General features: G+C 47.4%; 21 protein-coding genes. 12 read left to right on the top strand and 9 right to left on the bottom strand.

The window, feature by feature from the left end; translation table 11 throughout:
- The first annotated feature begins 1 nt into the window (after position 1).
- The 11 genes from GA0116948_RS14135 to GA0116948_RS14085 all read left to right on the top strand — a co-directional run bounded on the left by GA0116948_RS14135 (position 2) and on the right by GA0116948_RS14085 (position 9,676).
- Positions 2–682 (top strand): conjugal transfer protein TraI, encoded by a 681-nt coding sequence (locus GA0116948_RS14135; RefSeq protein WP_089713368.1) that lies wholly within the window; start codon positions 2–4, stop codon positions 680–682.
- A gap of 12 nt (positions 683–694) precedes the next feature.
- The gene (locus tag GA0116948_RS14130; protein ID WP_089713366.1) at positions 695–1,318 is read left to right on the top strand and encodes a hypothetical protein; all 624 of its coding nucleotides are present in this window, start codon (positions 695–697) and stop codon (positions 1,316–1,318) included.
- On the top strand, positions 1,315–1,974 hold the full coding sequence (locus GA0116948_RS14125; protein WP_089713364.1) for a hypothetical protein: 660 nt from the start codon (positions 1,315–1,317) through the stop codon (positions 1,972–1,974). Before GA0116948_RS14130 ends, GA0116948_RS14125 begins: the two co-directional genes overlap by 4 nt.
- 3 nt (positions 1,975–1,977) lie before the next feature.
- Entirely contained in the window at positions 1,978–3,222 is a 1,245-nt protein-coding gene (gene traJ, locus GA0116948_RS14120; protein ID WP_089713362.1) for a conjugative transposon protein TraJ, read from the top strand.
- A gap of 15 nt (positions 3,223–3,237) precedes the next feature.
- On the top strand, positions 3,238–3,861 hold the full coding sequence (gene traK / locus GA0116948_RS14115; RefSeq protein WP_262487152.1) for a conjugative transposon protein TraK: 624 nt from the start codon (positions 3,238–3,240) through the stop codon (positions 3,859–3,861).
- A gap of 212 nt (positions 3,862–4,073) precedes the next feature.
- Positions 4,074–4,304, top strand: a complete 231-nt coding sequence (locus tag GA0116948_RS14110; RefSeq protein ID WP_123891826.1) for a hypothetical protein — start codon at positions 4,074–4,076, stop codon at positions 4,302–4,304.
- A 12-nt stretch (positions 4,305–4,316) separates the two neighbouring features.
- Positions 4,317–5,501, top strand: a complete 1,185-nt coding sequence (traM, locus tag GA0116948_RS14105) for a conjugative transposon protein TraM (RefSeq protein WP_089713358.1) — start codon at positions 4,317–4,319, stop codon at positions 5,499–5,501.
- A 26-nt stretch (positions 5,502–5,527) separates the two neighbouring features.
- On the top strand, positions 5,528–6,355 hold the full coding sequence (locus tag GA0116948_RS14100; RefSeq protein ID WP_089713356.1) for a DUF4138 domain-containing protein: 828 nt from the start codon (positions 5,528–5,530) through the stop codon (positions 6,353–6,355).
- Positions 6,356–6,467: 112 nt separating this feature from the next.
- Complete coding sequence (locus GA0116948_RS14095; RefSeq protein ID WP_089713353.1) at positions 6,468–7,544, top strand: hypothetical protein; 1,077 nt, start codon at positions 6,468–6,470, stop codon at positions 7,542–7,544.
- Positions 7,545–7,584: 40 nt separating this feature from the next.
- The gene (locus tag GA0116948_RS14090) at positions 7,585–9,054 is read left to right on the top strand and encodes a hypothetical protein (protein WP_089713350.1); all 1,470 of its coding nucleotides are present in this window, start codon (positions 7,585–7,587) and stop codon (positions 9,052–9,054) included.
- 10 nt (positions 9,055–9,064) lie between these two features.
- On the top strand, positions 9,065–9,676 hold the full coding sequence (locus tag GA0116948_RS14085; protein ID WP_089713348.1) for a hypothetical protein: 612 nt from the start codon (positions 9,065–9,067) through the stop codon (positions 9,674–9,676).
- Positions 9,677–10,010: 334 nt separating this feature from the next.
- Here the strand turns inward: GA0116948_RS14085 and GA0116948_RS14080 are convergent, their stop codons facing one another.
- From GA0116948_RS14080 to GA0116948_RS14035, 9 genes are all read right to left on the bottom strand, one after another.
- Positions 10,011–11,624, bottom strand: a complete 1,614-nt coding sequence (locus GA0116948_RS14080) for a hypothetical protein (protein ID WP_123891827.1) — start codon at positions 11,622–11,624, stop codon at positions 10,011–10,013.
- Between the two features lie 12 nt (positions 11,625–11,636).
- Positions 11,637–12,869, bottom strand: a complete 1,233-nt coding sequence (locus tag GA0116948_RS14075; protein WP_089713344.1) for a DUF4249 domain-containing protein — start codon at positions 12,867–12,869, stop codon at positions 11,637–11,639.
- Between the two features lie 3 nt (positions 12,870–12,872).
- Positions 12,873–15,659, bottom strand: a complete 2,787-nt coding sequence (locus GA0116948_RS14070; protein WP_089713342.1) for a TonB-dependent receptor — start codon at positions 15,657–15,659, stop codon at positions 12,873–12,875.
- Between the two features lie 27 nt (positions 15,660–15,686).
- Complete coding sequence (locus tag GA0116948_RS14065; RefSeq protein ID WP_089713340.1) at positions 15,687–16,334, bottom strand: hypothetical protein; 648 nt, start codon at positions 16,332–16,334, stop codon at positions 15,687–15,689.
- Between the two features lie 245 nt (positions 16,335–16,579).
- Complete coding sequence (gene mobC / locus GA0116948_RS14055) at positions 16,580–18,556, bottom strand: conjugal transfer protein MobC (protein ID WP_089713336.1); 1,977 nt, start codon at positions 18,554–18,556, stop codon at positions 16,580–16,582.
- 35 nt (positions 18,557–18,591) lie between these two features.
- Complete coding sequence (locus GA0116948_RS14050) at positions 18,592–19,833, bottom strand: relaxase/mobilization nuclease domain-containing protein (protein WP_394363574.1); 1,242 nt, start codon at positions 19,831–19,833, stop codon at positions 18,592–18,594.
- Between the two features lie 29 nt (positions 19,834–19,862).
- The gene (locus GA0116948_RS14045) at positions 19,863–20,264 is read right to left on the bottom strand and encodes a plasmid mobilization protein (protein ID WP_089713332.1); all 402 of its coding nucleotides are present in this window, start codon (positions 20,262–20,264) and stop codon (positions 19,863–19,865) included.
- 175 nt (positions 20,265–20,439) lie between these two features.
- Positions 20,440–20,718, bottom strand: a complete 279-nt coding sequence (locus tag GA0116948_RS14040; protein WP_089713330.1) for a helix-turn-helix domain-containing protein — start codon at positions 20,716–20,718, stop codon at positions 20,440–20,442.
- Positions 20,719–20,735: 17 nt separating this feature from the next.
- The gene (locus GA0116948_RS14035) at positions 20,736–21,557 is read right to left on the bottom strand and encodes a DNA-methyltransferase (RefSeq protein WP_089713328.1); all 822 of its coding nucleotides are present in this window, start codon (positions 21,555–21,557) and stop codon (positions 20,736–20,738) included.
- A gap of 498 nt (positions 21,558–22,055) precedes the next feature.
- On the opposite strand from GA0116948_RS14035, the gene GA0116948_RS14025 reads away from it, so the two are divergent.
- Positions 22,056–22,433, top strand: a complete 378-nt coding sequence (locus tag GA0116948_RS14025; protein WP_089713324.1) for an RNA polymerase sigma factor — start codon at positions 22,056–22,058, stop codon at positions 22,431–22,433.
- Positions 22,434–22,567: the final 134 nt, after the last annotated feature.

Raw genomic sequence — 22,567 nt, 5'->3', positions numbered from 1 at the left:
TATGCGCAGAATATTAACGGTATTTATGCTATGCCTATGCTCTGTATGTACTTGCTTACCTACCCAACAGGCGCATGCGTTTATCATTACGGTGGTCATCAAGGAGGCCATTAAAAAAGTAGTGAAAGCGGTGGATCTAGCCATTCAAAAAATACAGACTAAAACGATCAAGTTACAAGCTGCGCAGAAAGTGCTGGAGAACACGCTGAGTAAGTTGAAGTTAAAGGAGATAGCTACGTGGAATGACTCATCACGTGTTATTTATACAAAGTACTTCAATGAACTGGCGAAGGTAAAAAACGTGATCAGTTATTATCAAAAGATAAAAGATATCATTGGTATACAAAAAAGCATTATCAGTGATTACAAACAAGCGCTGTTGGTGTTACAGCAGGATCCGCATTTCACGCCGCAGGAGGCGCAGCATCTGTTGGAGGTGTATGGGGGTATTTTACAGCAGGCTGGCAATAACGTCGATGAACTGATGCTGGTGATTTCCTCTTTTAAGACAACGATGTCTGATGCGATGCGCCTGGAGTTGATTTCGAAGGTACATGATCAAATGCTTCGTAACCAGAGCGACCTACGGCGGTTCAATGCGCAAAACAGGATGCTATCTCTTTACCGTACCAAAGGTGCCAACGAGGTGGATCTGATGCGACGGTTGTATGGTCTGCATTAAAACTAGGAGGTTATGAAAACAGTATGGGTTATGGTCTTGACGCTTTGCTGGTCGTTGGTGTCGCCGGCGCAAGGATTTTTCAGCCAGAAAAAAACACAAACGAAATACCTCCTTCAACAAATAGCTGAATTGAAAGTCTACCTGGAGCTGCTGAAAAAGGGCTATTCGATTGCACAGAAAGGACTTAAGACGATTAACGATATTAAGCAAGGTGATTTTCATTTGCATGACGACTATTTCACGTCCTTAAAAACGGTGAACCCGCAGGTGAAGCGGATGGCGGTGGTGGCCAATATCATATTGTATCAGCAGCAGTTAATGACTTTATGCAAGCAACACCGTGCGCAATTGGGCCGGTTTCTGCCGGGGGATAACCGGGCGCAGCGGTTTTATTTGGAGCGGGTGGAATCAGATGTTTCGATATCGGTGGACTTGCTCAGTGACTTAGTCACTAACGGGAAGTTGGCCTTGAAAGATGATGGCCGTATCGGGGCCCTTACAGATATGGAGCAGCAACTAGCCGAGTTATATCGTTTCACCCAGCGTTATGCGCGGGAATCGGTTCAATTGATGAAGCAGCGGCAGACAGCCATGGGGTCGGTATCGCTTATGAAACAATTAAATGGGTTGCCATGAAAAGGAGCTTAACCAAGCGCCGCTATGGGATACGGATATTATTACTACTGGTACTTCAGGTGGGTGTTTTACCGGTGGCCCGCTGTCAGTCTGCGGAGATAACGCAATTGTTGTTGGATATTGAGAAGCTGGCGCAATTGAAAAACATTTTGTCTGACATGAAGAAGGGATATGAGATACTCACCAAAGGGTATAACACGGTTCGGGACATCAGTCATGGCAACTTCTCGTTGCATCGTACTTTTTTGGATGGCTTATTACTCGTTAATCCGTCCATTGCTAAGTACCGGCATGTGGCAGATATCATTGATGATGAGGTGACGCTGATAGCGGAGTATAAAAAAGCATTAAAATTTTTTAAAAGCAGTGGCCTTTGTCAACCTTGGGAGATCGATCATTTTACGGATGTATACAATACGTTGTTCAAGGCGTCGGTGAATAATCTCGATGAACTCACTATGATCATCACGGCTCAGCAGTTGAGGATGTCAGACGATGAGCGGCTTCGGGGTATTGATCGTATTTACCAAGAGATGGAGGGGCAGCTCTCATTTTTACGGGCGTTTAATAATCAAAATAATGTGATGCTATTACAACGTATCCGGTCCACAGAAGACGTTGAGTCGCTGCGGACGTTACACGGTTTAAATCCATAACGAATGTCCCGACAACAAAAGGGTGTTGCGCTGGTGAGTGCGCTTGTCCTGTTATTGCCTAGCTTGTTGCAGGCCCAGTCTATTTCCGATGATATGCAAAGCATGCATGGGGTGCTGGAGCAAGTTTACAACGATATGATACCTGAAAGTGCGGGATTGATCGATGTGGCGCGCGGGTTAGCGGGTTTTGGCACCCTATGGTACATTGCAGCGCGGGTCTGGAAGTCCATCGCCAATGCGGAGCCGGTGGATATCTATCCATTACTGAAACCTTTTGTGCTAGCCTCTTGTATCTTACTGTATGGTTCTGTTATGAGTGTCTTTAATGGCGTCCTAAAGCCGGTTGAACTGGCTACGCACCAGATGGTATTAAACTCAGATGCGGCCATTAAGGAGCTGCTTGATGAGAAAGAAAAGGCCATCAAAGGGACGGATTACTGGAAGATGTTTGTTGGGGAAACCGGCGACGGGAATGCTGAAAAATGGTACCAATATACCCATAACAATGAGGATTTTCCCAATGCAGCCACCAGCCCGTTTCAGGCAGTAGGTGCGGGCATGCAATTCGAGATGCAGAAGGCGGCCTACAAGTTTCAAAATCAGGTAAAAGCCTGGTTATCCCAATTGCTAGATATTCTCTACCAGGCGGCCTCTTTGTGTATCGATACCATTCGTACGTATTACCTGGTGGTGCTGACTATTTTAGGCCCACTCGTTTTCGGGTTCAGTTGTTTTGATGGTTTTGGCCATTCGCTGTCTAACTGGATGGGGCGGTATATCCATATCTATCTATGGTTGCCGGTGGGTAATATATTCGGGGCAATAATAGGTAAAGTCCAGCAGAACATGATCAAGATTGATATTCAGCAAATAAAGCAGTATGGGGATACAGCGTTCGGTCCATCGGATACGGCGTACCTGGTCTTTCTCATCATTGCGATTGTTGGGTATACCACGGTTCCCAATGTAGCCAATTACATTGTACAGGCTACCGGTACGCATAATAATCTCCAGAAGATGACCAATATGGCTGCTATGGCCGTGACGAAGTACACGGGTGCGGCTGGTCAAGCGGTGGGTGCGGTTTATAATGCGCAACGCTCCTTCGGAGCTGGTGCTAGTGGCCAGGAAAATGTTTCTTCTGCGACCGGTGACATCGGCACCATGATGGGCAAAAGCGGCGGTTATTTATACAAGCAATTAAAGGGGAGTGAGCAGCAAAAGCCCTCCAATGATGCCAAATCTTAAAGGGGAAAGCGGAAAATGATTTTAAAGCAGTTAATAAACATAGAGACAGCCTTTCGGCATGTGCAGATTTTTACCGGGGTGTTGCTGGTGGTGTTCGGGATCGTGACCTGCTATGCGGTGGAACGCAGCTATCAGAAGATTGAACAGATGCAGACGCATATTTATGTGCTGGCCAATGGTAAGGCATTTTATGCTGCCATGGCTGATAAGAAAGACAATGTACCGGTGGAAGCCCGCGATCATATTAAGACATTTCATCAATTCTTTTTTAACCTGGCCCCTGATAATGCCATCATCCAAGCCAACTTGGTGCGGGCGCTGAACCTAGCTGATTACAGTGCCAAAGTACAATATGATATGTTGCGCGAGAGCGGTTATTACGACAATATCATTACTAGCGGCATTACGCAGGAGGTGAGTGTTGATAGCATTCAGGTAAGCACCGGTGAGGCACCCTATTATTTCAAGTTTTACGGTAAGGAGCGGATTGCGCGGAGTTCTACTGTACTCACGCGTAACCTGATTACCGAAGGATATTTGCGCAATATGAATTTCCGTAGCGATGACAATCCGCACGGTTTTTTGGTGGAGCGTTGGAAAATCCTGAATAACAGTGACATTAAAAATGAAAAAAGATGAAGTTTTTTTGGCGACGCCGTGTACGGCGTTCAGCGGATGTCGACGAGATAACCTTAACACCGAGGCAACAAAAAGTGGTGGAGCAGTTGTCTAGGTGCGTAGAGCGGGTGCAAACGTCGGTGAACCGGCGATCCCCTCGTGCCCGCTTGGTTGCTTTTGTCCTTTTTTGTGGATGCTTTGGCGCTTTCTGCTGCCTGTGTGTGTTGCGGCCCATGGTACCGTCCCTACACGTGGTTCCGGGCGTACAGGTGGTGTTGCCGCATCATGAGGCAGGTCCGCAAGGTATCCACTACCAGCGGGCGCTTGACCGGGCACTGTTTCCTCCTTCCGCTTCGAACGCGTGGCAACATTTGATGGATTCGCTGGGTGCCACCCCTGGTGGCCGGCATTACCTGGATAGTCTTTTGGCGCTTGCGCCGGCAGCAGGTCAACTGAATCAATAGAACAACTTACACATGACAGACGATGATGTAAAAAAAGGGCCTGATACGAAACTTATAGTGCTAGGCCCGCTAGTCCTTTTCCCTTTTGTGTGCCTGCTTTTTTGGGCGTTGGGTGGTGGCCAGGGTGTGCAGGCGCAGCAGCCGGTAACGGCCAACGGTGATCTGAATGCTTCGTTGCCGGATGCGTCGTTTAAAGATCAAGTCGATAAGTTATCGCTTTATGATCTGGCGGCTCGTGACAGTGCGCGGCTGATTGAATTGAAGGACCAGGAAGGACGCTCAGATTCGCTGTTTGCGCCCGAAGGGGAGCGTTCAACGACTCTGCCTTCTGTGTCCGATGTATCGGTGAATGGGCCTGTCGATCATGCAGCGGTGGCCGAACAAAAGCTGCAAGCGTTACAGGCCCAGTTGGCAGCGGCAGCGGTACCACCACCCCCCCCGGTGCCACCGGTACTTCCTGTTATTGATGCGACGAGTGACAGTAGTACGGTGATGGTGGAGCAAATGATGAATAATAGTGCCAACGATCAAATATCTGATCCAGAGATTGGACAGCTCAGTGCATTGCTGGACAAGGTGTATGCAATTCAACATCCTGGAGAGGTAAAAGATTCCCTTGCCCGTCGTAATAAGTTGCTGGCGGAAAAGGTGTTCCAGGTGTTAAAGGCTCCGGGTCGCGAGGCTGAACAGCGAGAGGGTGGCCATGGATTTTACAGTTATAAGGCACCGGTGGATACGGCCACCAAAAACACGATCAGTGCGGCGATCTACCAGGATCAAACTGCCACGGAGAACGGCACTGTTACGCTCATGGTGATGGAAGATATGTATGTATCGCAGTTACATGTACCCAAGGGTAGTTTTGTGTCTGCACATGCCAGTATTGGCAGTGGGCGCTTGCATTTAACTATTACCAGCCTCATTGTAGGGCGTACAATCGTTCCAGTGCGCATGAGTGTGTATGACCTGGATGGTGAGGAAGGCATCAACGCGCCGAATTCCGCGGTACGTGATCAGACGAAAGAAAGTAGCAGTGTGATCGATGATATCGGCATGAGTTCTTTAGATCCCAGCCTGGCTGCCCAAGCCACGAGTGCTGGTATTGAAACAGCCAAGTCGTTTTTACGCAAACGCGTACGGCTCGTCAAGGTGCCGTTATATGCGGGTTACCCGGTGCTGTTGATGAACAACCAATAATTTTTTTTATTCAAAATAATAGTTTCATGAAATATTTGCTGGTACTCATTGTGTTGATTTCTTATAAGGTGGCGGCGTTGGCACAGTGCTTTGGCCCGTTACCGCCTTTTTATGATGGCAGTTATCATTTGCCGATCACCTATCAGAAAACGACTGTATTGGTGTTTGGTTCCCGCATTCTCCTTCCAGATATTGGAAGCCAGGAGGTACTGGTAGAGCCATTAGAAGGCGTAGGTAATATCCTAAAGGTGAAGGCCGCACGTCCGGATTTTGCATCGACCAATATGCATGTATTTACTGCCGATGGTAAGATCTACTCCTTTATAGTGGAATATGAAAAGACACCGGTTCATTTTGATTTTCATTTTACGGATGGTACTGTGGGTAGTGATTCGTTGCTGTTTGATAATGCGTTAAAACAAAGTGTGCTACTGGATTCTACCCTGAAACGGCTGCATGGGCAGCGGGGATTTCTGCATGGTCCACGTGCCCAGAGTGGTGGTGTAGGGTTGCATCTGACGGGTATTTATTATGACCATGATGTAGTCTTTGTGCGCGTTCAGTTACGGAACCGATCTTTTGTACCCTATCCCATTGATTTTACGCGGTGCAGTATTGCGTCTCGCAGACGCCTTCGGCAAAAGGCTTTTCAAGAAACGGTCCTTACACCGGTGGCTATCTTTAATCCGTTGGGGGATGTAGCGGCGCATAGTAGTAATATTCTGGTGTTTGCCTTTGACCGGTTTACTCTTTCGCATGATCAGCAGTTTACGCTCCATGTTTTTGAGAAAGGCAACCGGCATTTGAAGATAGCCGTGGGTGGGCGGCGATTTGGTCGCACTCGTTTATTATAGGTTTAGTGACGGTGAGATAGGCTAGCTATGGACTGTGTCATCATAGCGTTGAGGTGTATAGGGTACCAGTGGCGCATGGACGAGTGTAGGCTTTACCTCTTTAATACATTTTATGCAATTACTGATTGATCGTATTGCGCAGGAGCGTGCCCATCGCCGCGATGCGTTTATCCGTCATGAGCAGGCGCATGGGAGTTCAGCGCTTAGCTCTAAAAGAAACCAGCGTGATGAGCTACATTTCCTGGATACGTTGGCAGCAGTATACGCCGTGCCAAGAAATGAGGATGAGCGGTTGTCGCTGAACAAGGTAAAGGATGATCGCAAGGCGCTGGAGCGTAGCCTTTATCCTGTCGGGAAATATTGGTTGCTTCCATCGGTGGGTACTGTGTTAAATCTAATTCGTAAGGTGACGCAGCCCGCCCGGTATAAACGGCTGGCAGCAGAGCGGACGCAGACGATGGCGGAAAACCTGGATACGTTAGAGCGCACGTTTCGTGCTGCTGGATATAACGGACTAGCGGCGGACCTCCGCAAGCAGTATGCGCATGGGATGGAACCAGGTCTACTAACGGCCAATACGCTGTTAACGGAAACGAAGGCGATGCGCATGGAGTTTACCATGGAGCGCACGCAGGGACACCAGTTAATACCCACGCAGTATACAGCGGTTATACGCGATCTAAAAGGAAAAGAACCGGACCGCCGGCAGGTCTTTGATTTTTCGCAGGTTGGTATTTTACCTTGGAACGTGGTGCGTAATGCTTTATCTGGGCGTCCCTTTGCGGTACGTTCGCCGGACCAGCCCGATGGGCGTGTGCAGTGGTTTCAGCAGGATAAAAATAACCTTCTTGCGCTAGATACGCACTTTCACTTAACGCAGAAGCTAGGACAGTTAGCGATCCAGGAAGCGCGTTCGCCGCAGCAACTGCGCCAACTGGAAAAAGAAATAATGCAGGGGGGGGTGGTAGATGTTACGCAACTGGATGGAACGAAGCTGCTTCTGGAGATGGGCAAAGATTTAAAATCCTTTAAGCTCTCCCCTGTTACTATTAACAGTGTAAAGGGCGTGTCTGTCAATGTGCAGCAGGAATTGATCGAAAAGCGCGAGCTGTTAAGGGGGATGGTGGCACAAACGAAGGTTTCATCTACTGAACAAACCATTTCGCGGGAACCGGAAATAGAATTCTAACCAATCATTTCCGACAAAAATTACCATTAACTAAGTTTACATGAAAGCGGAACAAAAAGAGGTTTTTATCAAGAATTTGCGGGGAGCTGGTGTAAAGGAAACTTCCTTGCAACTGGTGGTTGACCGAGTTGAAAAGGGCGAGCCTGAGTTTACGCAACGTATTGATCCCTATGCCCTGAATGGGAATGTAGCCATCCCTACTTTGTATGTTAAAGTAGATACTAACGGTATGCCTCACTTAAACAAGTTTACTTTAGACTTTCAACCACGTATCGTCATTCATCACAAGGTAATTGAGGGCATTGATACGCTTGAACTGGATAAACGTATGAGGGCGGCAGATTGGAGCATCGCACCTAACAAAGATTTAACTGGGATACCGGTAGAAACAATGCAGAAGGTATTGACCAATGCGGCGATTATAGAAGACTTGAACAAAATTAGTAGTAATCGTTTCGGTAAACATATTGGTAACCTGCTCGCGGTGAAACATTGGCAGGACAGTCCGTATAGTGCCATTGTTCCCAACTTTGAGGCCTTAACGGAGCGCAACGTTCCGAAGATGGAGACCCAAACATTTCCTACACAGTATTCGGAGCGTTGGAATATTTATAATGCCAGTGCGTTTATGGACCCTACCGTGCAGGCGGTACGTCTTAAGATCCGTCCTTTCAATAATGAGCTGCCAAAGGGACTAGAGCCTCCCCCCTTTAACGGAGGTGTTGACGGCGAAGGCAATGCCTTGAAAGACTTGCGGCCCTATAAGGCATGGATCGTACCGCATCCTACTGCGGTGAAGGAGAACGGTGAGCGGCAAAAAATGCATTTACATAAGGAGTACTATTTAGATGCTAAATTTGAACAGCTAGACATGACGGTGGAGAAGCCGAAGTTTGATTTAGCCACGGTGTTGAATCGCTTTGCGCTGATACAATTGAATACAGAGCATGTGATGGAAAAGAAGATCAAAGATATCGAAAATGGGAAGCATACTTTTTTTTCGTATGAAAAAAACGGTGCGTTGGAAAATGTGTTCGTGACGGCCAATCCTATGTTACATACGGTTCGATTTTTGAACCACAATGGCCGTAATTTGCAGCATAAGTTAATACCACAGGTGGATCTCTTGGAAAAGCAAATGCTGTCGAACAATTTTTCCACTGCTGTTCAAACCATTAAACAGAGGGTCGGTGAATGGGATAAACAAGCAGCCACAGCGGTGGTCACCAGCGCCGCTATCAATGCGGAGAAAGTGGTGGACGCAGCTCCTTTGAAAGTGGATAAAGCAGCTGTTGATTTAAAAAATCAAAAAGTGCCTGATAGTGCCGATTCAAAAACGGAGAAAGTACCGATGGCTGCGGCTTTGAAAGCGGAGAAGCTGGCCGCCAAACAGGCATTAAAGGAGTCTCAGCAGCAGGCTGGAAAAAGAATGGAGGCCGCCAATGATGGTCCGAAAAACCAACAGTCCAACAAGACGATCTCTATTCCACTAGATGATTTACCTTTCTAAATGAGTAACGATGATGTCGCAAGAATTATTAGATCAAGTGCGCAGCCGTTTTGTCAACGGTTTTGCGGAACTGAACCAGGCGTTAGGCATGGTACCGTTTTTACTGAGTAGTGCCTCGGCTCTCTGTCTGGATTATTATTTACCAGGTGGCCGTTTGCTATTCGAGCTGACCTTTTCGACCGATATCGAACCCGCCACACTGAATTTGTTAGGATATACCGGTAGTTGGTTGACGGACATCCGTTGTGTGCCTTGCATAGTGCAGGGAGTTGATTTGCTGGAAGTGGAAAGCCGTATTAAACGATTGAACTATGTTATGGATTATGTGGCTGAGCGTTCAGCCATTCAAGGGCTGATAGATCGGGCGGCAAGTGGTAGTAACAAAACACAGACGGCAGCCTACGAACTGCTGGCGGCTAAGTATTGCCATATTTTTACTTTTGGGTCATCGTTGGACGGTTTACGAGCACGTGTCTTTGCTGAGCGGGAGTATCGCGAACATTTTTCGTTACTGCCGGGCAATCAGACTTTTCCTGTTGCGGCGTACGAGCAGCTTCTTCGGGGTGTAGAGAAGAGCATCCGCTCACGTCGAAGGGAGACTGCGAGATACAATACCCTATAGTCGGGAGATTTATCCGTGGTATTATACCGTGATGCGATCTGTTCAGACTATTGGTAAATCAGTACAGGATAGAAGATGGTTTGTGTAGCCTTGTTTACACGGGTAGCCACTTATACAAACGTAGGTATAGGTGGCTATTGGCCTTCAGTGGGATCGTTGAACGGTTGTTTGCAAAAGCATTCATGAGAAAACTAATACATTTAGTTTTTATGCAAACAGGAGCTATGAGCGTATAGGAAGAAGGACGCATTACCCATTCTTATGCTGGAATCCCTACCAGCAAATGCTACTCGTTGATCATGTTACGCCGCTTTGGTATTACCGGGGCGGTTTTTTATTGCACTTCCAGGTACTGGCTTATGGTGGTATCGGCTCCGCGTACCACCACCCGGTATATGCCGGGAAGATCCCCCGTGTAAAAATGCAGGTGTGCGGTGCCGTCTGCGTTTACTGGTACCTGGTGGTTATAATATAGCAGGGTGCGTTGATCTGGCAAGGTGGGTGATTGGTGGTGGTCATAGGCTGGACTGAAAAAATGCAGCGGTAGCTGTGTGCCGGAATAGTCTACCACCAGCGCATGCGGGTCGAGGGGATATCCGGCGAGGTCGCCCGCATAGCTTTGCAGGCTGACGATCCCATAGAAATATTGACCGGGGAAAAATACTTTGCGAGCGAGTACGGACACTTTGCGAATCTTCAGGGGGGCCAGAGCAAACAGGCGTTGGTTGTCGAAGACGGGTACGCCATCGACCAAGACGAGTGGGTCTTGCTCAAAGAATTTTGGGTTGGCAAGAACGTTATTCAATGTGTGTAGATGAAGGGTGTTTCCTTCGCGGCGTACCATGGTCGTTTTAATGAATTCTCGAAAGATTTCTTCCACCGTGTTGAAGCGGGTATAATCATCAAGCAATACCTGCTCGTCTGGTTTTCCGAAGAATAGGATGGAGTCGGCAAAGGGGTCGTCTGCCAATAGAGTGCTGTCGTGAAAATACGCCTGTTGTACCTGCATGGCAATGTGTCTTTGTAGCAAGGCGTTGAGCAGTGCTGTATCTACGGGTTGTGTGCCCTCTGCGTGCGGTGTTGGCGCTTGCTGTGCTAAGGGATGAAAGGGAGTCTGGACGTTGATTTGATAGTTCTTTGTAGCGGCCAGCAGCAGGATATTCGCGTCGCCGCTATAGGCTAGTAATTCAAACGCAAAATGACCGCTATCACTGCTGGATTGGCAATAGAATTTTGGTCGGCTGCCTGTGACGGTGAGATATACGGGAACCCGCAGCGGTTGCCCGGTGCTGTCAATGATAGTGCCGGTGATGACCTGCCCGGCTGTTTCTTTCCAGGTAGGTGGAATGGCTGGTAAGGAGGTGTTGGGCAGGAGGTTGATGGTAGCAGCGCTTTGTTCGCAAGCGTCATACAGGTAGACGGAGGCGTATGCTTCTTGCGTGTGGATGGGCAGTTGTACGGACATATCTACGGGCATGCGCCGGCCATAACTATGTTCGGTTGAGAGGATGGCAGGGTGAGTGGTGGAGGTTACGTTAAACAAGTGTGTGTCTACGATGGAGTCGCGCAGGGTGTTGACAATCATTATTGGTGCTTGGGCCTCTGGTGAGTGTCGGGTATAGGCCCGTACGACGTAATTTCCGGTGGAAATACTATCGGGCAATTGAAGGAAGGCTTCACCATTATGAAGGTTTATTTTTGCTTGCAGTACCGGCGTTGCTGTGTAAGGGTTTAAAAGATCGACATAACCGATCTCGCTGGAGGGCGCTTCTGTGCCAGAGATCACCTTTATGTTCAGCCAAATGATTTCTCCGGCCACATAGCAATTTCGGTCGGTGTAAATGCGCAGGTGCTCTGTTCCAGTGGGTGGCAGGAAGTTGGCAGGTAGCTGTGCAAAGGCTTTGGGCTGTAGGCACAGCAACAATATATGTAACAACATTTTTTTCATTTCGTTTATCATTTAACGAGGCCAATAATCCGGCTTTTTACGGCCCCCTTTGCCCCAAAATATACAGTCAATGCAAGTAGTATCATACACATACCCCAGCAACTGCGGACCTGATAAGTGCAAGGGAATAGCGTGTGTGCAGCAAGCGCCAAAAGTGCTGGTACACGGCGGTGCGGCAGGATCTAGCGGACAGGGTGAGTTGTTCTCCAGGTAATACTTCGATTGATCACTTAAGGTAACGTCTATGCCTTCTATGGTGATAGCGTTCTGCGCGTATCTGGCATAATCGAAGGAATATTTCCAGTCATAAAAAGTGGGATCGTTGTACAGGAAAATCCTTTGTTCGGTAATGGAAGAAGCGGTGACGTAGCCAATCACCACTTCCTCTTTCCGGGTGAGGCTATGGATGTTGCCCTTTAACTCACCGGGTAAAGGGCCAAATACATCGCCTGGATTCTGGCTGGTTTTTTTCAGGTTCAGGAAATAATTATAGGCTGCTTTGGGCAGTGCATACTGCCTGATATGTAAACTATATAACACACTCAGTCTTACAGAAGCTGCCGGAATAAAAGCGATCGGATATTTGTAAATAACATCCTTATCCAACGTTTCTGAGGAAGACACCTCTATGGAAGTGGATGTCTGCGATTGGAAGCAACGGTAAAGGCTGTCTTGTGCGGCCAGGGTTTTATATTGAAGCATTCTTTTAGACCAGTCGTAGGTAATGGTACTCTGGTAAGGCGAATGATATTCCCAGGTTTCATCAAACTCCCAGCGGTAGTAGCGCGTGTTGGCCATGTCATCGTGGCTGGTTACGAAGAGTGCTACCCCACCGTCTTTAGGTGCATAAGTGATGGAATCTATGAGCGGCGTACTTTTAACCGGGATATCGTCTGATTGATATTGTTCGTTTTTTTGGGTGGTGATGTTTAACCGGCAAGTGGTGCCGGTAAGGTGCAGTGAACTAATCTCGTAATAGCCACTGTCGGACTCCGTGAGTGGATATACCGTACCATCTTGTTCTACCGTTACGTTGGCCTGCTGTTCTGCCGCTACCATGGCCGTGTCGCCTACATTGGTGGTGCGGGTCAGGCGTATGCGGGTAAGTGCGCCAGGGGTGGCATTGATCACCCCTTCTACTACCAGATAGTTCTTGTTGGTGGCGATGACATGGGGCAAATAAGGGTCTTTACAACTATACACTATTGATAGGATCAGTAAGGCAAGGCCTATGAGGTAACGCATGTGTTAAAATTTAAAGTTGTAGGTGACAAACGGAATGGCTGTACCGAAGATGGACAGTTTATACCCGTTTACTTTACCTTCTTCGGAGGTGAAATACACAGAATACGCATTCTTACGGGCGAACATATTATATACGCCCAGCGTCCAGGAGCTATGCGCCAGCTTCCTGATCTTATGATTGCCTTCGATATTGATAGAAAAATCTGTTCTGAAATAATCTGGAATGCGGTACTGGTTACGGTCTTCGTAATACACGCGGTAAGAGCCGGACATGTAATAACGGGCCACCGGTAAGGTGATGGGCCTGCCGGTAGTGTATATTGATGTAAGCGACAAACTAAACCGGTGGGAAACGCGGTAGTTAGCGATGAGGTTTACTACATGCGGTTTATCATATTCCGCCGGATAATAAGCACCCCCATTCACGGGTTCACTCACCAGCGGATCGTTCATGCGGAGGAATACACGGGAGTAGGTATAACTGAGCCATCCATTGAGTTTGCCGGCAGTTTTCTTCACCAAGAACTCTACGCCGTAAGCCTTGCTATCTGCGTTGGCCACGTCTGTTTCAATATGAGGATTTAATAGCAGGGTGGCATCGTTTTTATAAGACAGGGCATGCTGTATCCATTTGTAATACACCTCTATGGAAGTCTCGATCACATTGTCTTTAAAATTATGGTAAATGCCCAGTGATACCTGGTCGGCTACGGTGGGCTTAATATAAGGATCGCTGAGTTTCCAGATATCGGTAGGCGTTACCACTGTGGTGTTGGAAAGCATGTGAATATACTGGCGGGTTCTATTGTAAGCCGCTTTCAGGGAACTATTTTCCGACAGGCTATACCGGGCAGATATTCTCGGCTCAGGGCCGTGATAGGTTTTAATAAGTTTGCCTGCTGCGTAGTGGGTAGTATCGGTAATGGTGGTCACCTCTCTTTCCAGGTTAGGTGCATAGCCATATACATCACGCGGCCCCAAGTAATTAAAGAGGGAGTAGCGAAGGCCTACTTCTACCGTAAGTTTGGGCGACACGGTGTACTGGTCGCTGATGTAGAGGGCGCTTTCCAGTGCCTGTTCCGGCGATAAAGTTATAGGTGTGGTGATGCCGCTATCCAGCGGTTGCTTGCTGCCGGGGTGCAGTTTGTAATATACCATTGAAATGCCCGCTTCTATTTTATGGGCATTGTTGGGGGTGTAGATGAGGTTTGTATTGAAATGATATTGCGATACGTCGAATTTAAATGTATAGGCATTTATCTTATTGTCTCTGCTGGACATATCGAAGTTGTAATGGTCTATGCCTACATCCATGCTTCCATAAAGATGGGGGTTGAAAATATGCTTCCATTTTACAATGCCATTCAGGTTGCCATAACGGTAGAGCGTATCCCCATCCAGCCGGAACCGGTCGCCGCTGATGTAACCAGCCACGAATAGGCTGTTGTGGTCATTGAGATCGCTGGTTATTTTCAGGTTAGCATCATAAAAACCGGCGCGGCTGTTTTTATATTGGTCGGGCAACAGTTGAAGGGTCCAGTCGGAATAGGTGGAGCGGGCACCTACGAGGAAAGAGGTTTTGCTACCCATGGGCCCTTCCAGGGAAAGGTGTCCGCTGAGTGGGCCAATGCCGCCGGAGCCGGAAAATTTGTTACGGTTGCCTTCCCGGGTCAGTACTTCCAGCACCGAGGAGAGGCGGCTGCCGTATTTCACGGGAATGCTGCTTTTGTATAATTCGGCATCTTTCACCAGGTCTGCGTTAAACCCGGAGAAGAAACCGAAAAAGTGGCTGGGGTTATAAATGGTAGCGCCATCCAGTAACACCAGGTTTTGGTCTACGTTGCCGCCCCTTACATTCAGACCGGTGCTGCCTTCCCCGGCAGAAGTTACGCCGGGCAGGGTTTGCAATACGCGGAGTATGTCTGCCTCTCCCATCAACGCGGGTACTTGTTTAAGGGCACGGATATCTATTTTGGCGACACCCATTTCTGGATCGAGGATGTTATGAGATTTGGAAGAGGCGATGGTAACACCTTTGAGGCTGGTCACATAGTCGTGTAACTGAATGTTCAGTTGCCCTGCTCCCCGGATATCAATCTGCCGGCGGGCATCTGCCAGCCCAATGCAGGTGATCATTAATGTATGCCTGCCTTTGGGAAGGGTGATGGTGTAATACCCATAAGCATCGGTCATGGTTTTGGTCTGCATATCCGAAATAGCAATGGATGCATGGCCAATGCCCTCGCCGGTGTTGCGGTGGCGCACATAACCGGTTACGGTGGCATATCCTTGGGTGCTCTGGTTACTTCCTATGGTAAATACCTTATTTTCATCGAAGTCTAAAATAGCGGAATGGGTGGGTGCTACTTGTGCCTTTACTGCTGGGTGCTGCGCTTTTTTTGCGTTGGCAGGTCTAGGGAGTGCCACTGGATGGGTAGTGAATCGATTATGGGTTAGCGTGGGGTATCCTAGCTGCATGCTGAGTTCCTGATCTCTGGTGAGGTACAGATGATCTTTATCATCGCAGGCGTAGTAGAATTTAAAACCGGCATAGATCGTGTCCAACGCCTCTTTTATTTTCATCGTACCCTTTAAAGTGATTTTAAGGGTATCGAAATGTTCGGGTATATAATAGCAGGTGATATGCGCTTGCTGTTCTATGGCTTGCCTGAATGTGGAAAACGGGGTGGCGTTTAAGTCCAACTGGATGATGGTTTGAAGGCCCTTTTTTTGCTGGGCATTCAAAGTCATGGAAGTTAGTAATAAAAGCGGCAAGAGGTGGATCTTCATGAGTAAGCAGTATGTTAACGCGGACGGTTATTGGATGGCTCTTAGGTATTTCAGGAAGTTGACATATGGGTTGACCGGGATTTCGTGCTCTTCACTATTGGCCGGTTGTTGAAAGGCCTTCCTGGCGTTTTTGTCGGCACCCAGTAATTGACTGATCGCTTTGAGGCTGTGAATAGGGTGTACATGAGAGTCTATCACCAGAAAATAGTATTCTCGGTTAGAGACAAGATCATACAAAGCGCTATTTACGTATTGCTGTGATAAGATTGATTTGTTGTAACGGCCATAGAGTACATACTTGCTGTCGGTAAATAATCGAGCATAATAGCCAGGTGTAAGGCCGGGGGTGTTCTGTAATGAAACGAATGTTTGTCCAAAGACGCAAAAGGAATCTACCTGCTGGGGGAAAAGCGTGATCTGCGAGGTGTCATCGGTGTATAGGGTGACCAGTTCGTCCCGGACAATGTCATATTTCAATAATTTATCCGCATAGGTCGTTCCGAAATAGGTCACGCTGCCCAGTGTAAATCCGCTTTTATTAAAATAAGGGTGTTTATTTTCGTAGATGGGTGCATTATAATGGATATGTTCTACTCCGTTGGCTATTTTGTCAGAAAGGGTATCCATTGGATACTGCATGGCTATGCCTACCCACAAAAAAATAAATGTTTTCATTCATGTAAGATTTTGGTAGTTACTTACAATACAAATCAACCCGTGAAAAGTAACATCGCTTTTGGATGTTTTTTTCACGGGTTGGAGGAAGTGTGAAAGGTTTTTTTTAAAAAAGTAGGCAAGGGTGTCTTGGAGCTCTGGCCTCTTTTTGCGCAGGGGTATCCGGAGTCCACCCTCTTTTTCAGTGGTAGAGGCATTGATCAATACATAGCGGGGTGGTACGCTGCCTGCTTATTCATGGGTTATTATTTACGAATCAGCAGATGCTGCAAACCAGGATCTGCTTTGATCTTTGTCAGTACGGTATCAATGATCCGGCGGACATCTAGTTTAACATTGATATAGTTCAGTTCTATTTCATCCTCCGACACTTCTTTAACAATAGGTATAGGGACATAGCTTGCTTCCTCTTTTTTGAGGGCTTCCATGTCGTTTAATATTTCGCAATGGAACATTTTCTGTTCTATCTTTTGGGAAGGTAGATCAGACACGATGCCTACAAAGTGGCCGGAGGACAGCGTGGCGATCTTGGAGGCAGGGATGGCATTGTCTAGTTGCCCTGAGTAGTTGTATGAGATATCAGCGCTGTTAATATTTTTTGATACGCGTTGCTGCATGATTCTCCCGAATCGATCGGAGAGCTGGCGGGCGGTATCTCCGTTCACTTGACCGCTAATGACATTGCCTACAATGTTCATCACCACTTCTGCTTGGTCGGTGCCATAATCTTTTTTTAGCTGGGAGTAATCCTGCAAGCCGAGCGTGGTGGCACATAAGTTAGACCGGGCCTGTGCGATGACGTTATCGGTGGGGGCATAGATGCTGCTGTACTCATCGAAGATTAAACTGCTCTTTGTCATGCCTTTTCTATTGACGCGTTTGAGCAGTCGGGTGACGTACAGGCTGATGATTGGGCCATATACCTGCTGCTTGGAAGGGTTGTTGCCTATGCATATAATTTTAGGATGTACCGGATCATTGAGATCCAGGGAGAAGTCGTTGCCGGTCAGTACGTAGTACAGTTGGGGGGATACTAGGCGAGCCAACCCTATTTTTGCGGAGGCGATTTGGCCTTCCAGTTGTGCCAGTGCATTGTTTACATAAGCGGAAACGAATGGATTAATCAACGCTTCTATGGAATCTTCCGTACGCAGTACGGGGAACAGATCATCATAAGATGCCTGGAGCATTTCAATGGCATGGGGCAGTGTGCAGTATTTCCCATCGGCATACTTACGCAAAAACCAGATGATGCCGGTCAGGAAATTGATAGGGCTCTCCACGAAAAAATCCCCATTTTTTCGGGCCCACTCGCGGTTTAACCCCATCATAATACTGCGACTGCTATCGCTTGCATCGGTGATGTCGGTCATGGTGGAAGGCTCCAGGGGGTTGCAGCGATGGCTTCGGCTCAGGTCATCAAAGTTGATCGCAAAGAAGGTGGGCGGTACCTGGTAGCCGGCACTGTTAGTGCGTAAGGTATTGTAGGCGATGAGTGAAAGGTCGGGAAATTTCAGGTCATAAATGAAGGTGGCATACCCTTTACGAATGGACTGCTTAATAATATTATTGATCACAAAGAACGATTTACCAGAACCGGGTGACCCCAAAACAAGTGTTGAACGAAAGGGGGAGATAATATTAACCCAGGAATGGCGCTGCTTTCCTTTATAGTAATAGCGGGCTGGGAAGTTAAAGGAATATTCGTTGGTTATGCATTCCTCTTGCTGTGGGAAGCTTTCATTTTCGATGTTAAAGAGGTCTTCTGACAATTTTTCTTTTATCAATCTGCTCAACAAGGTGCCACCTGTCAGTACCAGGATATATCCTAACATAGAGGATGTGATATAGATCGTGGCAGCATACAGAATAGGGAGATGCCAAGCTAACAGGGGAATACCCCCATAGAATAAGGCCAGGCCGGTGAGTAACAGCCGGATAATTCGGGGGAGCTGTATTTTGTCGTCTTTGCGTCCTTTGGCACCGATCAGTGAGATTATAAGTAAGCCTAGGACGACTGATTTCACTTGCCAGGGAGATTGGAAGATGTCGATCGCTGCGACTTTGCCAATAATTTTATCCAGTAGTGGATGCTGTAATGATAGTTCGAGGAAGGCCCCGTAACATGCAATATAAAAATGAAAGGCTAACAGGATGAGGGAACCCATGCGGGTAAAATCGATGATTTTACGCAAGGCCTGTTCGTTCTCGCCAGTACTCATGACTATATGGTGTGAATGATTGCTTAGTGGTACGGCTATCGTTCCGGCTCTTTACCTTTCTTGTTTTTCTTGCGTTTTCGGTACGGATCATAGCTGTACTCTGGATTGTATTCTGCTTGCAGCAGGGCGTATATTAGTTGCTGCATCGCTGTTTGAGGTTCACTGTAGCTGGCAGGGTCAACGTGCGCGGCGGATGAATTGGTTGGCGTTCTTTCTACGTGGGCCGGCTTGATGGACGGCGAAGGTGGCTCAGTCCTGTTGTTGGATGAAGGGGCTAAACGTTGCTCGATCGCGGCGGCAGCTGTTTGTTTGCCGAGTTCCCTCCCATTGAATACGACGCGATTAATGTTGTCGATGAAGGTGATGCCATAGGTGCGACCTGCTGCGTTTGTGCGGTATATTACTTCGATTTGATGGCTGCGCAGGATGGTGGCCAATGCTTCTTTATTGGTACATGTTGTTAATTGAAGGGCTTGGTCGATGGCCTGGCGGATCGCCGGTGCGTGTTTTTTTTTATCTCGGTGATTGGCTACGAACAACGCTTCTATCTTGGTAAGCGTTGGCTGATACCATAGGCTGCTGGCTTTAATTGGGACACCGATTTTATTGCCTTGTGTATCGATGATGCTGTAACATAGTCCTTTTTTTTGATGCATACGGGAATGCTCAGGTCCCTGGTCAGCGATCACGTGGTATTGATGCAATACGGCATTGAGTTGCTCCAGGGAGTTGAATTTGTAGTATTTAATGACGGCCTGCACGATGTCGGAGATCGTCTTTTTAGTGGGCCCTTTGCCGTACATGGCGGAGGAGATGTGAGCCGGCACTATCTGCTCTCTGACGGTGAGCTCTTTTTTCTCTGCCACGATGAGTTGGAATTTTTGTTCCATGGCTCTACACGCCGGTTCAGATTTCCGTTTGCCAATATAATTGAGGTCCAGTAGGGTACCGTTTGCCCTGATCGTGGGCGCAATGATATGAACATGGGGGTGTGCCGCATCGAAGTGCTGATACACCAGAAAGGGTTGCTCTCCAAAGCCGATACGCTGCATGTATTCGGTGGCCAGTCGCTTTAGCAGGGCCGGCGAAAGTTGTTCATCCGGGTGGAAGTTTAAGGTGACGTGAAGTGATTTGTATTTTGCCCGATGGTTCAGTGACGTATTTTTTTCCATCAAGGCGAGTTTCTCCGACACTGATAATGAGGGATCATCCTTCCAATATCCGGAGGTCATAAGTAGGCGGGCGACCCCCTGCTGTACTTTTTTCTCATTGTACATTAGGGGGGAGCGCACCTGCGGTGGGAGGGTTATTCGCGCAACCATTGGTCTGCGTATTGATTGATGGTGCGTTGCAGTTCCTCTTGTTTGGCGGAGAATACATGCAGTTGTTGCGTTATTTTGTCGGCCCAGAAAACGCGCTCTTTGTCTGATTTTCCTGACTGAAAAAGTCGCAAAGCCTGATTGATATTTCGTCCGATGGCATTGATTTCTTTACGCAATAGGATGAGTTGTGCCAGTAGTTCATCAAGTGATTTGCTACGTGTGTAGTGTACAATTTTTCGTTGAAACAATAGGTTGCGGATATATTCGCTGAAGGTGGTGCAGGTCGTTGTCTTAAAATGGTTGTGGAGTCGGGTATGCTCGTCTGCGGATACGCGCACGTTTAACCATTTGTTGGGGGCCGGTGGTGTGGCTATGTCCTGGGTCATGTAGCTGTGTTTTATATTCAAAAAATCCGAGTTCCGAGGTGATTTTTGTGCCCAGCCCTATCGGGCTGAGGGCAACGTGCCACGTTGCTACAACTTGCTCATGCCTTTACAGGGCATGCTTTTGCGTCTGCCCTTAATAGGGCACGCAAAACAACATCGGAAGGATCACGCTGTTTTATTTTTTGCTGGGCTTGTTTCGCTCCAGCATTTGTAAAATATCGACCTCACTATAGCGGGGTTCATCGCCTACCATGGTATAGGGGATGGTACCGTTCTGCCGGAGTTTGGTCAAGGTACCGTTGGAAAGGTTAAGCCGTTTTTTTACTTCATAGCTTTTCAACATTTGGGGTACACTGCTTGTCTGGTGGGCATCTATGATGGTTTTTATTTCCGCTAACAGGTCGTGCTTAAAACGAAGCAGGTCTTCTTTAGTGACAATTTCAATACTGCTCATACAGCAGAGTATTATGGTTATTCTTTGATAAAATCGATCATCGCATCGTCTTTGCTAAGATCGTCAGCGCCGAGGTGTTGGGCGATGATGGACAGCATCTCCATGTTTTTTTCGTAGCCGATGGAGTTGCGGGAAAGGAGGCGTGCGGCCGCTAAGGTGATACCATTTTTTGCCCAGGGGTCTAGTATCGTGTCTCCGACGCAGGAGAACATGCGTATTAGGCGAACGGCAATTTGTTGCGGTAAATATGCATCACTGCTGGTGGAGTGGCTTCCCGGTATCCGCCAGCTACTGTCGAAAAAAGTAATCCATTCATCGGTAGAAAGGATGCTGCTTTCTCTGGTGTCATCCAGGAAGGATTCTATTTTCCCGGGTTTCTTAAAGATCAGGATGTATTGGTAGTTGATATTGACGATGCCATTACGGGGGTATGGATACGATCCCATCAGCTTTGGTTTGCCAGACTTATGCGACCTGGGTTGATGTTCCCAGATAATCGCTCCTTGGTAATCGAACCCTACGCTTTGGCATCGAAGGATGGTATCTGCGTGCAGTGGAATGATTTGAAAGCGTCCGAAATTGCGGCTGCTACAAAACTGATCGCCCACGATTACACACATTTTACCGCCCGGTAGCAGGGTTCGATAGCAGTCGGCAAAAACGATCTTGAGTTGGTGCAGATGATCATCATAGTGTTCTAAATAACCTACCTGGCTAAGTTCTTCCATATTATTTATCCGCCATCCGGGAGGTTGGGTGATGACCAGGTGTACGCTTTGATTGTTCACTGATTTCATGATTTCATTGCTGCCTGTTACTACGCGGTGTTTTGTTTGCATGTGCTTCTTTTTTTAAAGTGGTTTGTTACGATTTGGTACCAAAGCAGTGGGTGGTTGCTCGTTCACCGACTCACTTTGCAAAAGAATGATTTCAAAAGGGCTGTTTTGTTGGGGAGAGTTGGTACAACGGCTCTTTATTCGTTGCAGGACAAGCAGTTACAGGGAATAAAATAATAGCAGTATCTAGTGAGTAAACGAACAGCTACTGGGATTTGGGGGGCGATGATGGTTGTTAAAATGTTAGATGACAAGGGTTATTCAGGGATGGTACTCGCCTAAAAAAAATAGAATGTTATTGATATGTTTTTTAAGTCAGGTAGTGTCTTTTTTTGCTTTAAAAAAAGTACCTTGAAGGAGTATTTATGAGCGTTATTGTCAGCGCTGAATGTCGTCATTGGTTAGGATATACTTATTATCATCACTGGTTGCCGCGTCACGATGGATATGCCCCATCAACGGCTTTATACTATTAGCAATTCAATTACCCCTTCTTCATGTATGGATGTACCTCCCAATGATCCTTTCTTTACGGATGCGTCTTTAGCTAGCAACGACCCTGCGGATAGACTCTCGGATCAAGAATTATTACGATTACTGGCCCGTGGTGATCAGTTACCCTTGTACACTTTATATGACCGATACGCTGTGGGTATGCGTGCGCGAGCTTATTTTGTCACGCGGAATGAACAGTTGTCGTCCGATACGGTGCATTATACGTTTATCCGATTATTGCGGTTGGGGAAAAAAATGAAATCCATCGATGATTTAAAAAAATGGCTGAACGCCGCCGCCAGGAAAGAAGCAACGCTCCTGATGGAGGAACCTCCGTATCCGGGAGAGACGTTTGAAGAGCGAGCAGCGCGTCGTTTTAGATAAGTCTAGTGCTAACATAAACAAGGCCCCGGATCAACGGGACCTTGCTGTTTTTAGCGGAGAACTCGGCGTTAGCAGGAAATTACGTACCACGAAAACGATCAAGAGAAAAGTAACAGCACACCTTACCTCGAAGT

This window comes from Chitinophaga costaii (assembly GCF_900094705.1).
Lineage (GTDB): Bacteria > Bacteroidota > Bacteroidia > Chitinophagales > Chitinophagaceae > Chitinophaga > Chitinophaga costaii.
The sequence above is the reverse complement of the archived record's forward strand: the minus strand, read 5'-3'. Positions and strand labels throughout refer to the sequence as shown.